Below are 15013 nucleotides of genomic sequence, written 5' to 3'. Positions count from 1 at the left end.
CTGTCCGACCGGCGAGAGAAGCTGCCTCGGGGCACTCTCGGCCCACTTGCTCCTGAGCGCCGACGGCACCCGCGTCTCGACCGCTTCGAGTGGACCAGTGCCGAGGCCCACCGGGAGGTGGCGAACGCCGGAAAACACGACAGGGTGCACGAGATCTTCTCCGGCACCGGGCGAAAGGTTCGGCCATGAAAGACGGTACCGCTTTCACCCCTGCCTGTTCCGGACGCCGGCGTGATCCGATCGTGCCGAGTCACCCGCTGCGGGTATCCCGCTCCGTCAGGAAAGGGAGATCGCGCAGGCAATGGATCACCCCGTCCCGCTCTCCGGGTACCGTCAGGGTATGAGTCATCCGCACCCCGAGCTGAAAGCCGCCCCGCCCCTTCCCGAAGGAGGGCTGCGGGTCATCGCCCTGGGCGGCCTGGGTGAGATCGGCCGCAACATGACCGTCTTCGAGCACGCGGGCAAGCTGCTCGTCGTCGACTGCGGCGTGCTGTTCCCCGAGGAGACCCAGCCCGGCGTGGACGTGATCCTGCCGGACTTCACCTCGATCCGGGACCGCCTGGACGACATCGTGGCCGTGGTCCTCACCCACGGCCACGAGGACCACATCGGCGGCGTGCCGTACCTGCTGCGTGAGCGGTCCGACATTCCCGTCGTCGGCTCCAGGCTGACGCTGGCGTTCCTGGAAGCCAAGCTCAAGGAACACGGCATCCGGCCGCGCACGGTGCGGGTACGAGAGGGCGACCGGCGTGGCTTCGGACCCTTCGACTGCGAGTTCGTGGCGGTCAACCACTCCATCCCCGACAGCCTCGCCGTCGCCATCCGCACCCGCGCCGGGATGGTGCTGCACACCGGCGACTTCAAGATGGACCAGTTCCCTCTCGACGACCGCATCACCGATCTGCGCGCCTTCGCCCGCCTCGGCGAGGAGGGCGTGGACCTGTTCCTCACCGACTCCACCAACGCCGAAGTACCTGGCTTCACCACCTCCGAGCGTGAGCTGAATCCGGCGATCGAGCAGGTGATGCGCACCGCGCCGCGCCGGGTCATCGTCTCCAGCTTCGCCAGCCACGTGCACCGCATCCAGCAGGTCCTGGACGCCGCCCACCAGCACGGCCGCAAGGTCGCCTTCGTCGGCCGGTCGATGGTCCGCAACATGGGCATCGCCCGTGACCTGGGCTATCTGAAGGTCCCCTCCGGTCTGGTCGTGAGCACGAAGGAGCTGGAGAAGCTCCCGGACCACGAGATCACTCTGGTGTGCACCGGCTCCCAGGGCGAACCGATGGCCGCGCTGTCACGGATGGCCAACCGCGACCACATGATCCGCATCGGTAAGGGCGACACCGTCCTGCTCGCCAGCTCCCTCATCCCCGGCAACGAGAACGCCATCTACCGGGTGATCAACGGACTCACCCGGTGGGGCGCCCACGTGGTCCACAAAGGCAACGCCAAGGTGCACGTCTCCGGGCACGCCAGCGCCGGCGAACTCGTCTACTGCTACAACATCGTCAAACCCCGCAACGTCATGCCCGTGCACGGCGAATGGCGCCACCTGCGGGCCAACGCCGACCTCGCCATCCGCACCGGCGTCGACCCCGACCGGGTCGTCATCGCCGAGGACGGCGTCGTCGTCGACCTTGTCGACGGGCGCGCGTCCATCACCGGCAAGGTCCCCGCCGGCAACGTCTACGTGGACGGCATGGAAGTCGGCGGCGCCACCGAAGCGTCCCTCAAGGACCGCCTCACCCTCGCCGCCGAAGGCGTGGTCACGGTGGTGGCGATCGTCGACGCAGACACCGGCGCCCTTGCCGAGGCCCCCGACTTCCTGGCCCGGGGCTTCGTCCACGACGACACCACCTTCGAGCCGGTCATCCCCGTCATCGAGAAGACCCTGGCCACCGCGGCCGAGGAAGGTGTCGGGGACGCGCGCCAACTCGAACAACTCCTCGCCCGCGCCGTCGCGAACTGGGCATTCCGCACCCACCGCCGCAAGCCCCTCATCATCCCTGTCATCATCGACGCCTGAACCACAGCCCGGCAGCACGGTCCCGGTTCCAGCCGCGGCCTCGCCGGCATCGACGCCGGGCACGGGAGTAAGCAGCCACCCCAGCAGGCCGGGGTGGCAACGCACTCCGCATGATGGGCCATCGGAAGGTTGTCGGCCTGCGCGAGCCGCGGAAAAGAGCAGCTCAGCGCCACTTTCTCGGCTCGCCGCGCAGCGTGCGGGCGCACAGAGCCTCAAACGAGCGTCACGGCCGAGCAGCCCGCGCCTACTACTCAGGAAAGAATCGGCTGTGACAGCCGGCTCGCGGAGGGGATCGCCCCCACCCACTCCAGACGCAGGCTCGCTTACCGCGCGCACCACTTCTGCAGCCGCCATAAGGGATTCACGCCCTCCGGCAATCGAGTCACAGCGACGCCGAGAATTCGCAGAGTGCACGCGGCATCGCGCCGACCTCCGAGCTCAGGTAAATAGATGTCGGTGACGGCGCGCCACTGCGGGATAGCGGCAAGGCCCGTGGGGAAGCGGATCATCCCGGGTAGGTGCGCAGTGTTTCGGGGGCGTGCTCGCGCCCGTAGCCGCTGTGCTTGGTGCCTCCGAAGGGGGCGCCGAGGATGCTGCGGAAGTAGTTGTTGGGCGAACACCATGGCGACCTCCAGCCGCCTGGCCACCCGGAACGCGGTCGCGCTGTCGCGGCTGTAGACCCCGGCCAGCAGTCCGTAGTCCGATCCGTTGGCGATCTCGGCGGCCTCGTTCTCTGAGGAGAACGCGGTGACTGTGACCACCGGGCCGAAGATTTCCTCGGTCGCGATGCGCATGTTGCGGGTTTTCGGCCACCTGAGCGGGAGAGGCTGATGGACGAGGTCAACGCTCTGGGAGTGCCGGAGGCAAGGAAGTAGCCGGGGGAGGCCGCTGGCGCAAGCGATCACCCCGCCAGGGCAGAGACGACGGCACACACGGAGCGCGCGGCGTCCAACGGCTCCTGCATGCCGACCACCATGCAGGCGAAGCCGGTGCCCCGCCAACCGGCACACCGCGTCATTCCGAAGGAATGCGAAACTCGAATTCGGGACGGTCCCACGGCACGGCGGGCGGGTTCGCGAACGCGGTCCCGGTCCGCACCGCACCAACGCGGTGGTAGAAGTCCTCGGCGGGAAGATGCGACACGACCTTGAGACGGTCGAGCCCGGCGGCACGAGCCTCGGACTGCATGTGCGCCACGAGCAGCCGTCCAATACCCCGTCCTTGCACTTCGTCGGCGACGAACAGCAGGTCGAGCTCCGGTGGAGCGAGGACGAGCGAGTAGAACCCGAGAACCCGGCCTCCATGCTCGTCGGCGCCGACGGCCACGAAGGCGCGGTGTTCCTCGATGTAATCAGGACCGACCCGGTAGCCCGCGACTGCGGCTGCGTACTTGCCCTCGTAGGCACCTGAGCCACGCACGAGCCGCGTGAGCCGTTTGGCATCCCGCGCGACGGCCCTCCGTATCGTGATCGGCTGACTGATCGGAAAAGGGCGTGAACTCATCGGGAGAGTATGTCGCACCGGGGAATGCCTTCGTACGACGGGTCGGCTGCTCAGGCAGGCGTTCCTGCACCGCTCCCGGGAACCGCTCGCCCAGGCCCCGATCGGCCACGTGACTGCCGCCGAATCGGCCGCCCGCAAGCAGCCGCTGGACGCCCGAACCGATGCGGAGGAGCTGGAGAACGGTGTGGTCGACGGCTGCTCTCCCTGGGCGTGCCGTGGCGAAGCCGAGCCGGTACAGGAAAATTCCGAGCCGGTCTCATGAGGCGGATCATCCTCGACCTGTTCGCCGGCCCCAGCGTCTGGAGCCACGCCCTCACCGTCCCCGGGGCCCGGGACATCGACCTGGAGTGAGGCAGCTGGGCCTGCAAGACCCGGGCTCGAGTCGTTCGGTTGACGATCCGGACCGATGTCGCCCGCTATACCGTATGGATCTTCTCCGGTCGGATTCCCGGGCTGACCGCCTCCCCGCAGTGCCAGGCGTGGTCGATGGCGGGCAAGCGTCTTGGCCTGGTCGACCAGCCGCTCGTCCGCCAGGCAGCCGCGCTCGTCACGGCCGCGGCCACGGTCAGCAGGGTGATCACGCGGGGCGTGCGCGAGGGTTCGGCCAGGGTGCACCGGAGAGGTTCGTCGACGCGGCCGGGATCGGCGGGAGGCTCGACCGGGACAGGCGGTGCGACGCGCGGCCGGTCAGGGGTGGCGAGAGCGAGTCTGTTGTTCGGGTTCGGGTCCGGCCCGAGCGAGCCCAGGAGCTCCTCGGGCGTGGGACGGCCGGCCGGGTCCTTGGAGAGGCAGGCGGCGACCAGCGACCGCGACTCCCCCGGCAGCGCGGAGAGATCTGCGGGCTCGTACAGCGACCGGTACATAAGCCCCATGGCGTGCCGATGCCGAACGCGCTGCCTCCGGCCACCGCAACGAGTACGGCCCCGAGTGCGAACACATCGGCGGCACCGCCGACTTCGTCGCCTTGCGCCTGCTCGGGCGCGAGGTATCCGAGAGTGCCGAAGGCCGCCCCGGTAGCCGTCAGCCGGGTGGACTCCACGGCCCGCGCGATGCCGAACTCGAGGACGCGTGGGCCGTCGTCGGCCATGATGATGTTGCCCGGCTTCAGATCCCCGTGTGCGAGTCCGCAGGCGTGGACGGTTTGGAGCGCCTTGCCCAGCGCTGCCCCGAGAGACCTCAACTGCTTTTTCATGGGTTCTTGACGCTTGATCAGCTCGTCGAGCGTGGGCCCGGGGATGTCCGCGGTAGCCAGCCGGGCGCCTCCGCGTCGGGATCGGCGTCTACGACCGGAGCCGTCGGAGCCGTGTGGAAACCGCCGACTCTGCAGGCGGCCTCGACCTCTGCGCGGAACCGTTCACGGAAGTGCGGGTCGGCCGCCAGTTCGGAGCGGGCCACCTTGACCACGACGGCCCGAGCGCCCCGTCACCGGGCAAGGTAGACCATTCCCATGCCGCTCGCGCCCAGTTCTCGCTCGACGGTGCAGACACCGATCCGCCGTGGCAGGTCCGCTCCGTTCTCCATCGCCTGCACGCCTCCCCCTGCGCACGGTCACCCGTACGTGACGCCGTCCGATGCACCCCGACCGATCTCCGGTCCCGCGTATCCGTCCAGCAACGTGGACGAAGACACCGCCCAGCAGTCCGGGAAGCCGGTCTCAGCCGCCGCGCCGCACCCGGGCCGCCTTGCGGGCCTCCGCGAGTTTGCGGGCCTCGCTACTCCTGCGGGACGACGACCTGCCACCGGAACCGCTCTTCGCGTCCTTGGTGCTGCCCAGGCCGCCGAACGGAACGTTGTGGTTCTTGGGGCGCGGTACGGCCAGCCCGTCGTCGAGAGGCTTTCCGGAGGGGGCTTTGGCGCCGGTGATCCGGCTTAGCTCCGCCTCGCCGGACCGCACTTTGGTGACCTTGGGGGCGACGTCGGCGTCCGCCATGACCTGGCTCGTCTCGCGGCGCTGTCCCGACAGGACGAGTGTCACGACGGTGCCGGAGCGGCCGGCCCGGGCCGTGCGGCCCGCGCGGTGCAGATAATCCTTCGGGTCGGTGGCCGGGTCGACGTTGACCACGAGGTCGAGGTCGTCGACGTGCAGGCCGCGTGCGGCGACGTTCGTCGCTACCAGCGCGGTGATCTGCCCGTTCTTGAACTGGGCGAGGGTCCGGGTGCGCTGCGGCTGAGACTTCCCGCTGTGCAGGGCGGCGGCGGCCACGCCGCTGGCCCGCAGATGCCGCGTGAGCTGGTCGACGCCGTGCTTGGTGTCCAGGAACAGCAGGACGCGGCCGTCCCGAGCGGCGATCTCCGTGGTCACGGCGTACCTGTCCGGGCCGTGCACGACGAAGACGTGGTGCTCGACCGCGGAGACAGCGCTGGACGAAGGATCCACCGAGTGGACGGCGGGGTCGCGCAGGTAACGCTGCACCAGCCGGTCGACGTCGCCGTCGAGGGTGGCGGAGAACAGCATCCGCTGCCCGCCGGGACGTACCTGGTCCAGGATCCCGGTGACCTGCGGCAGGAACCCCATGTCACACATCTGGTCGGCCTCGTCCAGGACCGCGATGCGCACCCGTCCCAGTCGGCAGCCCTTGCGCTCGATGAGGTCGTGCAGCCGACCTGGCGTGGCGACGACGATCTCGGCGCCATCCCGCAGCACGGCGGCCTGCCGTCCGATGGACACGCCGCCCACCACGGTCGCAAGCCGCAGCCGCAACGCCTCGACGTACGGGGTGAGCGCCTCACCGACCTGCTGCGCCAGCTCCCTGGTGGGCACCAGAACGAGCGCCAGCGGCTCTTTCGGCTGCGCGCGCTGCCCGGCCGTCCGGGCGAGCATCCCCAGGCCGAAGGCGAGCGTCTTGCCGGATCCTGTGCGGCCCCGGCCCAGGACGTCCCGTCCCGCGAGCGTGTTCGGCAGCGCCGCCGCCTGGATAGGAAAGGGCACAGTCACACCCTGCTCATCGAGCGCCCGCAGAACCTCGGCCGGCAACCCCAGCTGGGCGAAGGACGCCGCCGTGGGCACTGCCGAAGTGGCGCCCGACGCCTCGGACACATCGTCCTGCCGCCGGGCATCGGCACGTGTTGATTCGCTCACAGAGAGCCTTCCTCCGAAGGGACCGTACCGAGGAAGGCGCGGCAGGGACGCGGCCGCCGACCAGAGACACCCAACGGAGCACCGACACAGCGACACAGCAAAAGCGCAACGTTAGCACGGGGCACGCCGTCCGGGCCTCCCGTGCCGCGCCGCTCAGCCGAGGAACGACAGCCGGACCTGCCTGTGCGGAGCCATGTGGTGCCACAGGGACACTCCCAGCATTGACGCCCAGCGCGGCCCCCGCCACCAAGATCCGGACCAGGAGCGGACCAACTTCGTTTCTCCTCCGGCGATTCCACGCATTTTCTCAGGTCAGCGGCGGATTTGGCCGTGTACCGCCAGCAGACCAAGAACCTCCTGGTGTCGCACTCGCCTAAGCGGCTGGGCTTCTTCTAGAGACCGAAAAAGGGCGCCTGACCAGGGAAGATACCCGGCAGGCGCCCTTTTCGACACACATCTGGGCAGCGAGTCGAAACCCGCCCTTACTCCGGATATCCCCCACCCGTGTCCCAGCTCTGACGCGTAAATAGCAGCAGGTCAGGGTGGGTGTGGGCCAGAGTCCCGCTCAGGCGCTCTCCGCACCGTCATCGTCCGCGGCCTCCTCCCATCGCCGCGCGGAGTCTTCGATCAGGGTGCACCTCCCCTCCTACGGTGGAGACCGTGACCGGAGGGATAGTTGGGGGTCGTGGCATCCAGGAAGCGCGCCTACGACGCCGAGTTCCGTGAGGGGGCGGTACGGATCGTGACGGAGACCGGGAAGCCGCTTCCGGAGGTGGCCGAGGGTCTGGGCATCGTGTCCGTCAGGCCGCGCCGTTCAGCACCGGCAGGTAGCCGCTGGACTGGCCGGCCGCGGTGGGGTGGTAGGACTGGCTGATGTGCAGCCAGTCGACGCTGTGCAGCCAGTGCTTGCCCGAGCAGAGCTCGTGCCCGCTGAAGGTGGTCCGCACGTCGCCGAAGGTGAAGCCGTGGTCGGCGGCGCGCTTGGCGATCGCGGCGTCGATGTAGTCGGCGGCGCCGTTGATCGCCGAGCGCTTGGTCCTGGACAGCCCGATGCAGAAGGTTCCGAGCTTGTAGAGGTGGGGGTAGCCCAGCACGACCACATGGGCAGAGGGCGCCTTGGCCCTGATCGCCGAGTACACGGCGTCCAGTTGGCCGGGCAGGGTCGAGTCGACGTAGGCCTTGGCGGTAGCTATGCGCGAGAGGCAGGAGCTATTGGAATGGAGCACACAGGTCAACATGACGTCGGCGAAGCCCGCGTCATTGCCGCCGATGGTGATGGAGACGAGGCTCGTGGCGGAGTTCAGGGTGCCGAGCTGGTTGTTGAGGACGTCGGTCGTCTTGGCGCCCGAGCAGGCGAGGAAGCTGAACGACGCGGGCGAGTGGGCAGCTTGCCACAGGTACGGGTAGGCCTTCGTACTGCGGTCGCAACTGCCACTGGAGCTGATGTAGCTGCCGGCGCCGACGCCGGAGGAATAGGAATCGCCGAGGGCCACGTAGCCGCCGGCTGCGGCAAGCGGTGACGCCTGCGCCGCGGCCGCCCCGGTGAGAGCAAGACCGATGGCAAGGAAGAGCGATGTCACATATGCCGTAATTCGAGAACGTCTCATGGAACCTTCCTTTAGCTGGGTCTCTGGCGCAACCGTGGTATCAGCTACGCGAGTTGACTGGAAGTGTCCATGCCAAGACTGTTTCAGTCTTCACCTGACTCGACCTTCACGCCCGCTCCAGTGCGCACTCACGGCAAGTGCGTGACGCAACGTCAACGCAGCCCGCCGGATGGCCCCGAGTGCGACTTCAAGTTGGCGGAGGCTCATTGCGGCAAGCACGGTGGTGAAGGCGGTGACGAACTCTGTCGGACAGGAGTTGTTGAAGCAGACGCCCCAGGTGGGTGGACCGAAGGGGTCTGTGTAGGTGTTGATGCGCCACAGGCCGTCGTCCTCGCCTTCGGGCAGGTAGCCGAGTCGGACCTTGTGGTCGGGTGCGTTCAGATAGGCGTTGCCGAGGTCGTCGTGTTCCAGTTCCCAGCCGAGGTCGAGCAGCGGAGCGAGGCCGGGGCCACCGATCGCGGTGGATCCGCCGAGGTAGCGGGGTGAGACGTAGACGTCTCCGTCGATGGTTCGGGCGCCGTGGGGCACCACGCGGTTCCTGTGTGGGGAAGAGGGCTGTGGGGTGGATCAGTCGACGTCAGGCAGGAGTGCTGCTTCGAGGACGTCGGGGTTGCCGGTGTAGTGAAGGGCGCGCAGTCCAAGGGCGGTCGCGGCGCGGCAGTTGTCGAGCCGGTCGTCGACGAAGAGCACGCGGTGTGGATGGTCGATGCCTGTGGCGGCCAGGGCCTGGTGGTAAGCGTCCGGGGCGGGTTTACAGGTCTCCAGCCTGGCTGAGTAGAGGGCGGCGTCCAGCAGGTCGCGGCGCCAGTCGGTGACATCGAGGACGGCACTGAGGTGGAGCGGTGCGTTGGACAGGAGGCCCATCGGCAGCCCTGCCTGATGGGCACGGTGGAGAACGGTGAGGACGCGGCTGTCGGTGGTGGTCCACATGTCGGTGTCCACGGCGCGCAGTTCGTGGAGCAGTCGGGGCTGGTCCTCCCCGCCACCCCGGGGGGTGTTCCGGTTCACGCCAGTTCGGAAGCTACGGCCTGTCCGGCAGATCTTGAGTGAGCAGTTCGTTGCGGTTCACGCGTCGGCTGCACGGTCAGCTCCGTTCGCTAAGGTCTGCAGCCATGACCGAGAGCAAAACCGAAGCTTGGCCGGAACCTCCACTCGCCGGCACCGAGGCAGCAGCCATGCTCGGCGCCCTCGAACGGCAGCGGGCCACCCTTGCCTGGAAGTGCTCACGAAGTCGTGGGTGCCGCCGGCGGAGTCGGTGCGGATGAGGGTTTGCCGCCCGCGCCACTGCTTCTTCGGTAGCTGGGCGAGCGCCAGGCGGGTGGTGGTGATGTGGTCGGAGGCGGTGTGCGAGCCCGCGTTGCCGGGTCTGAGCAGGGCTGCGACGGGTTCCCCCTGTGCCGCCCGGGCCATGGTCGACGAAGGCCACCAGCGGGTGGTGGCCGTAGGTCCTCTTCCAAGTCGGGGCAGCATCCTGCTTGTCGGAGTGCGCGATCACCAGCACGATGCCGGCGCGGCACAGGTCGTGTGGACGCTTCGCCAGGTCAAACGTGCTCGTCAGCTGAACGGCCGTTGTCGGGGCAGGGCGGCCGGTTCACCGAACCGGCCGCGGTGGGTGGCTGGGCCAATCCCCCGTCGGCGGGCGGGGATGCCGCCAGGCCCCCCGCCCGCCGTCGTGTCTGTGAGCCGTCAGTCGGACAGGTCAATGACGGACTCCCGCTTCGCGAACCAGGCCAGCGTGTCCCGGATCCCTTCTTCGAGGGAGCGCTCCGGATGCCAGTCGAGGAGTTCCTCGGCTCGTGCGCTGCGGCAGAACGCACCGGCGTTGTCACCGGGGCGGGGACCGGCCTCGACGGCGGGCAGCGGCGCGCCGTTGACCGATGCGAAGGCGTCGAGCAGTTCGCGCACCGTGGTGCCCGTACCGGTTCCGAGGTTGATCACCTGGTACGTGGCGTCGCCGTCGGCGGGCAGGAAGAGGTCGAAGCGGCGCAGGGTCTGGACGTGGGCCTGCGCCAGGTCCCAAACGTGCACGTAGTCGCGGATGCCCGAGCCGTCCCGGGTGGGCCAGTCGACGCCCGTGATGGTGAACGGCTCACCGCTGTCGAGCGCCTCGATCATCTTGCCCAGGGCGTGGCTGGGCCGGCGCACTTGCAGTCCGGTGCGCAGTTCGGGGTCCGTGCCGATGGGGTTGAAGTAGCGCAGGGACACCACGCGGATCTCTCCGGTGGAGCTGATGTCCTCGAGCGCCGTCTCGAACAGGGCCTTGGTCCGGGCGTAGGGGCTCAGCGGCGCCAGCGGCGCATCCTCGTCCACGGCGAAGTCCTCGCCCGCGTCGTAGATGGAGGCGGAGGAGCTGAAGACGAAGCGTTGGCACCCGTTCCGGATGACGTGTCCGATGAAGTCGATGCCCTTGGCCACGTTCTCCGTGTAGTAGCGGAGCGGCTGGGCGACGGACTCCGGTACGACGATGAGTGCGGCGCAGTCGATGACCGCCTCGATCTCGGGGTGCTCGGCGAAGATGCGATTGACGAGCCGGCTGTCGGCGATGTCCCCTTCGTAGAACGCACGCCCCTGCGTGAACTCCTTCCGTCCCGTCACGAGGTTGTCCAGGATGACCGGCTCGATGCCGCTGTCCTGGCAAGCGGAGGCGACGGTGCTGCCGATGAAGCCGGCGCCGCCGGCGATGAGAACCTTCATGCGAGTTCCTTGGTCAGGGGACTGATCACGGCCTGCAGCCGCAGGGCCTGAAGATAGCCGAGCCGGCCACCGGCACCGGACCGTCAAACGTCCGTTCCTGGACGACCAGATCAGTTCGGCGAGCGATGCCTCGACCGCTGTGAAAGTTACTCACCCGGGCGAAATATGCGGCTAGAGGGGGGATTTGCTCACCAAAACGAGGGCGGGGAGACAACGAATACCCCGGCAACGGCAAAGACCGGTGGAACAGTCCCGAGCATGCCCGTTGATCACACTGGCGCATCGGGAAATTCCGAGATCCCCGGCAGGGTCAAGCTCAGGCACTGCAGGAGCACGGCTGTTCTGCGGGAGTGTGGCAGGGACGCCGTAGGACGTGTGCTCGGGCAGTGCCCGCTCCTTTGGCTCCCCGGACTGGAACGTGCTTGCGCTGCCTCCCGAACCCAGGTACCCGGAGGCGGCGGTGAGAAGGGCACTTGCGATTGCTGTACGCCCCCAGGAGTGTTCAAGCCCACCCCAGATCCTTCCGATGGAGCAGCCAATCCCCTCCCATGGAGGGGCAAAGAAATCCCTGCGGCACTGCCGGTCAGCGCGACGGAGAACTATGTTCTCCCCGCAATCTGACATGTCACGCTCATCACTTGCTCAGCGAACATCATGCTCATGACTGCGCGGTTCCACCGCCGCTTACGCGCGTCACGGGCCTGCCAATCCAGTGCGAAACCCCACGTCAACCGGAGGCAGTACCCCATGCGTGAGCCATGCACGAACGGGCGCAGACGGAGTCTGCGGAGACTCGTCACCGTTGCCTTCCCCGCCCTCACCCTCACGGTCGCCGGACTCGTCGCAGCACCCTCGGCAGGGGCGGCTCCGGCCGCCGCTCCCGCACCGCACGCCACCAAGGTCACACGGAACAACAAGGCGTTGACCGCCCCTGAGCGGCAGACGTACCGCTCCACCGGCAGGGCCGGCCAGAAGGTGCCCACGACCCATCTGTGCGCCACCGCGAAGCCGGGCCACGCGTCCTGCTTCGCCCAGCGGCGCACCGACATCAAGCAGCGTCTGGCGGCTGCCGTCGCATCCACGCCCTCCGGCCTCTCCCCGGCCAACCTGCACAGTGCCTACAACCTGCCCTCCACGGGCGGTTCCGGCCTGACGGTCGCCATCGTGGACGCGTACAACGACCCCAACGCCGAGGCCGATCTGGCCACCTACCGCTCCACCTACGGCCTGTCCGCCTGCACCAAGGCCAACGGCTGCTTCAAGCAGGTCAGCCAGAGCGGTTCGACGACCAACCTGCCCTCCAACGACACCGGCTGGGCCGGTGAGGAGGCGCTGGACCTCGACATGGTCAGCGCGGTCTGCCCGAACTGCAACATCATCCTGGTGGAGGCCAACTCCGCGAACGACACCGACCTCGGCATAGCCGAGAACGAGGCCGTCGCGCTCGGCGCCAAGATCGTCTCCAACAGCTGGGGCGGCCCCGAGGCGTCCAACCAGACCACCGACGACACCGCCTATTTCAAGCACCCGGGCGTCGCGATCACCGTCTCCTCCGGTGACTCCGCCTACGGCGCCGAGTACCCGGCGACCTCGCAATACGTGACCGCTGTGGGCGGCACCGCGCTCACCACCTCCTCCAACTCCCGCGGTTGGAGCGAGTCCGTCTGGAAAACCAACTCCAGCGAGGGCACCGGCTCCGGCTGCTCCGCCTACGACCCGAAGCCGAGCTGGCAGACGGACACCGGCTGTTCCCAGCGCATGGAGGCGGACGTCTCCGCGGTCGCCGACCCGGCCACCGGCGTGGCGGTCTACGACACCTACGGCGGCTCCGGCTGGGCCGTCTACGGCGGCACCAGCGCCTCCGCCCCGATCATCGCCGGCGTCTACGCCCTGGCGGGCACCCCGGGCTCCGGCGACTACCCGGCGAAGTACCCGTACCAGCACACGGGCAACCTGTACGACGTGACCAGCGGCAACAACGGCAGCTGCTCCCCGTCGTACTTCTGCACCGCGGGCACTGGCTACGACGGTCCGACCGGCTGGGGCACCCCGAACGGTGTCACCGCCTTCACCGCCGGCTCCAGCACCGGCAACACGGTGAGCGTCACCAACCCCGGCAGCCAGTCCACCACCACCGGCGACTCGGCCAGCCTGCAGATCAACGCCACCGACAGCGCGGGCGCGAGCCTCACCTACAGCGCCTCCGGCCTGCCGACGGGTCTGTCCATCGACAGCTCCACCGGCCTGATCTCCGGTACCGCGTCCACCTCGGGCACCTACCAGGTCACGGTCACCGCGACCGACTCCACCGGCGCCTCCGGCTCGACCTCCTTCACCTGGACGGTCAGCTCCAGCGGAGGTGGCGGTTGCGGCTCCGCGCAGCTGCTGAACAACCCGGGCTTCGAGTCGGGCAACACCGGCTGGACCGCGACCAGCGGCGTCATCACCACCTCCAGTGGTGAGGCGGCCCACAGCGGCTCCTACAAGGCCTGGCTGGACGGCTACGGCTCCTCGCACACCGACACGTTGTCCCAGTCGGTGACGATCCCCGCGGGGTGCACGGCGACCCTGACCTTCTACCTGCACATCGACAGCTCGGAGTACACCTCCAGTACCCCGTACGACAAGATGACGGTGACCGCCGGTTCGAAGACCCTGGCGACCTACTCGAACCTCGACGAGGCCTCCGGCTTCAGCAAGAAGACCTTCGACCTGTCCTCGCTGGCGGGCCAGACGGTCACGCTGAAGTTCAACGGTGTGGAGGACTACTCCCTCCAGACCAGCTTCGTCGTGGACGACACCGCCCTGACGACCAGCTGAGCCACATGCACGGAACACCCGGTCCCGCACGCGGAAGCCATCCACGTGCGGGACACGCCGATACCCACCCGGTCGTTGCGGAACGCGCCGTTCTGAGTGGTACTCCAGCCGCACGGGGCGAAGGGCCGGCGTAGTCAATGCCTCGGGGTGGACGGCACGTGGTGTGCTGTACTACCGAGCAGGTGGCTGCGCCTCGGCCTCGGCAGCGCTGCTGTCGGACGTCCCGGCCCGCCGGTATCGTCCTGATGTGTCGGTGCTGTGGTGGATCGTACTGTCCGGGCTGGCCATGAGCCTGTTGTCGCTGGTGGGGGGCGTCGCGCTACTCCTGCCCGAGCTTTCCTTCGAGCGCGTGGTGCTGCCGTTGGTGGCCCTCGCTGCGGGTGCGCTGCTGGGTGGTGCTTTGTTCCACATGCTGCCCGAGTCGGTCCGGGCACTGGGCAACCATCTGTTCGTCTACGCGTGGGTGGCGGCGGGGCTGCTGGCGTTCCTGGTACTGGAGCAGTTCCTCCATTGGCACCACTGTCACCGCCCCATCACGGCCCACCGACCGTTGGGCTACCTCGTTCTGGTCGCCGACGGGCTGCACAACTTCATCGGCGGGCTTGCGGTCGGCAGCGCATTCGTGGTCGACGTCCGCCTGGGACTGGTGACTTGGCTGGTGGCGGCGGCGCATGAGGTCCCCCAGGAGCTGGGGGACTTCGGGATTCTGGTGCACAGTGGCTGGAGTCCCGCTCGGTCACTGGCGTTCAACCTGGCCTCGGCACTGACCTTCCTACTCGGCGGTGTGATCGCCTATGCGCTGGCCGGCGAGGTTGACATCGCGGTGCTGGTGCCGTTCGCGGCCGGCAACTTCCTCTACATCGCGGTCGCGGACCTGCTGCCGGAGATCACCACGTCCCCGGTTCCTCGGGAGAAGGTCCTGCACACGGCGTGCTTCGTCCTGGGACTGGCCGTACTGCTGGGGGTCGCTCTGCTGGCCTGAACCACGACCGGGTGCATGTGCACGAGTGCGGGGCCGGCTGGGTCCTCAGGGCAGTCTCCGGCCGCGCATCAAGGTACGGATCTCCTCATCGGAGGGGATCCTGTCGAGTGGCTCCGCCTCGTCGGCGAGCACGCCGTCGACGATCAGGAGGAACCCGGTTCCCTCGTCCTGGCACTCCTCCACGACCAGGACCCTGTGACCATCGATGTGCCGCTCCGCCACCAGGTGTTCCATCGCGGCGTCCCCTCTCTCTCCGCCACCGACCGCCGCCAACCCGTCCGGCGTCTACCACCTGGACGGTG

General features: G+C 68.4%; 12 protein-coding genes and 3 pseudogenes. 5 read left to right on the top strand and 10 right to left on the bottom strand.

All coding sequences use genetic code 11. The features are described 5' to 3' along the window. Positions 1-340: 340 nt before the first annotated feature. Complete coding sequence (locus tag LK06_RS29590; RefSeq protein WP_043408458.1) at positions 341-2026, top strand: ribonuclease J; 1686 nt, start codon at positions 341-343, stop codon at positions 2024-2026. Positions 2027-2349: 323 nt separating this feature from the next. On the opposite strand, the gene LK06_RS34100 is transcribed toward LK06_RS29590, so the two are convergent. Together LK06_RS34100 and LK06_RS29580 are read right to left on the bottom strand one after the other, a co-directional pair. Further along, the gene (locus LK06_RS34100) at positions 2350-2820 is read right to left on the bottom strand and encodes an aldehyde dehydrogenase family protein (protein ID WP_043433876.1); all 471 of its coding nucleotides are present in this window, start codon (positions 2818-2820) and stop codon (positions 2350-2352) included. Positions 2821-3040: 220 nt separating this feature from the next. Then, entirely contained in the window at positions 3041-3529 is a 489-nt protein-coding gene (locus tag LK06_RS29580; RefSeq protein WP_043408462.1) for a GNAT family N-acetyltransferase, read from the bottom strand. A 109-nt stretch (positions 3530-3638) separates the two neighbouring features. Here LK06_RS29580 and LK06_RS29575 point away from each other — a divergent pair, with 109 nt between their 5' ends. Further along, on the top strand, positions 3639-3791 hold the full coding sequence (locus LK06_RS29575) for a hypothetical protein (protein WP_234367541.1): 153 nt from the start codon (positions 3639-3641) through the stop codon (positions 3789-3791). Between the two features lie 128 nt (positions 3792-3919). Then, positions 3920-4072, top strand: a pseudogene (locus LK06_RS35390) (DNA cytosine methyltransferase); the annotation flags it as partial. A 34-nt stretch (positions 4073-4106) separates the two neighbouring features. Here LK06_RS35390 and LK06_RS29565 read toward each other — a convergent pair. The 7 genes and pseudogenes from LK06_RS29565 to galE form a co-directional block, all read right to left on the bottom strand. Next, positions 4107-4721, bottom strand: a complete 615-nt coding sequence (locus LK06_RS29565) for a protein kinase domain-containing protein (RefSeq protein WP_308355350.1) — start codon at positions 4719-4721, stop codon at positions 4107-4109. Positions 4722-5183: 462 nt separating this feature from the next. After that, a complete protein-coding gene (locus tag LK06_RS29560) occupies positions 5184-6566 on the bottom strand; it encodes a DEAD/DEAH box helicase (RefSeq protein ID WP_086083801.1) in 1383 nt (460 codons plus the stop codon). Between the two features lie 842 nt (positions 6567-7408). After that, positions 7409-8215: an SGNH/GDSL hydrolase family protein gene (locus tag LK06_RS29550; protein ID WP_039652189.1), complete on the bottom strand. Its 807-nt coding sequence runs from the start codon at positions 8213-8215 to the stop codon at positions 7409-7411. A 210-nt stretch (positions 8216-8425) separates the two neighbouring features. Continuing rightward, positions 8426-8743, bottom strand: a pseudogene (locus LK06_RS29545) (SPDY domain-containing protein); the annotation flags it as partial. Positions 8744-8782: 39 nt separating this feature from the next. Beyond that, a complete protein-coding gene (locus LK06_RS29540) occupies positions 8783-9223 on the bottom strand; it encodes an HAD-IA family hydrolase (RefSeq protein WP_374208097.1) in 441 nt (146 codons plus the stop codon). A 198-nt stretch (positions 9224-9421) separates the two neighbouring features. Further along, a pseudogene (locus LK06_RS29530) lies at positions 9422-9716 on the bottom strand (transposase); the annotation flags it as partial. Between the two features lie 185 nt (positions 9717-9901). Beyond that, positions 9902-10909 (bottom strand): UDP-glucose 4-epimerase GalE, encoded by a 1008-nt coding sequence (gene galE / locus LK06_RS29525; protein ID WP_039652191.1) that lies wholly within the window; start codon positions 10907-10909, stop codon positions 9902-9904. Positions 10910-11656: 747 nt separating this feature from the next. Between galE and LK06_RS29520 the strand changes: the two genes are divergently transcribed. Both LK06_RS29520 and LK06_RS29515 read left to right on the top strand, forming a co-directional pair. After that, positions 11657-13729, top strand: a complete 2073-nt coding sequence (locus tag LK06_RS29520; protein ID WP_086083559.1) for a putative Ig domain-containing protein — start codon at positions 11657-11659, stop codon at positions 13727-13729. Between the two features lie 247 nt (positions 13730-13976). After that, entirely contained in the window at positions 13977-14711 is a 735-nt protein-coding gene (locus LK06_RS29515; RefSeq protein WP_199806336.1) for a ZIP family metal transporter, read from the top strand. A 45-nt stretch (positions 14712-14756) separates the two neighbouring features. Here LK06_RS29515 and LK06_RS33535 read toward each other — a convergent pair whose 3' ends face one another. Continuing rightward, entirely contained in the window at positions 14757-14945 is a 189-nt protein-coding gene (locus tag LK06_RS33535; protein WP_039654854.1) for a hypothetical protein, read from the bottom strand. Positions 14946-15013: the final 68 nt, after the last annotated feature.

This window comes from Streptomyces pluripotens (assembly GCF_000802245.2).
Lineage (GTDB): Bacteria > Actinomycetota > Actinomycetes > Streptomycetales > Streptomycetaceae > Streptomyces > Streptomyces pluripotens.
The sequence above is the reverse complement of the archived record's forward strand: the minus strand, read 5'-3'. Positions and strand labels throughout refer to the sequence as shown.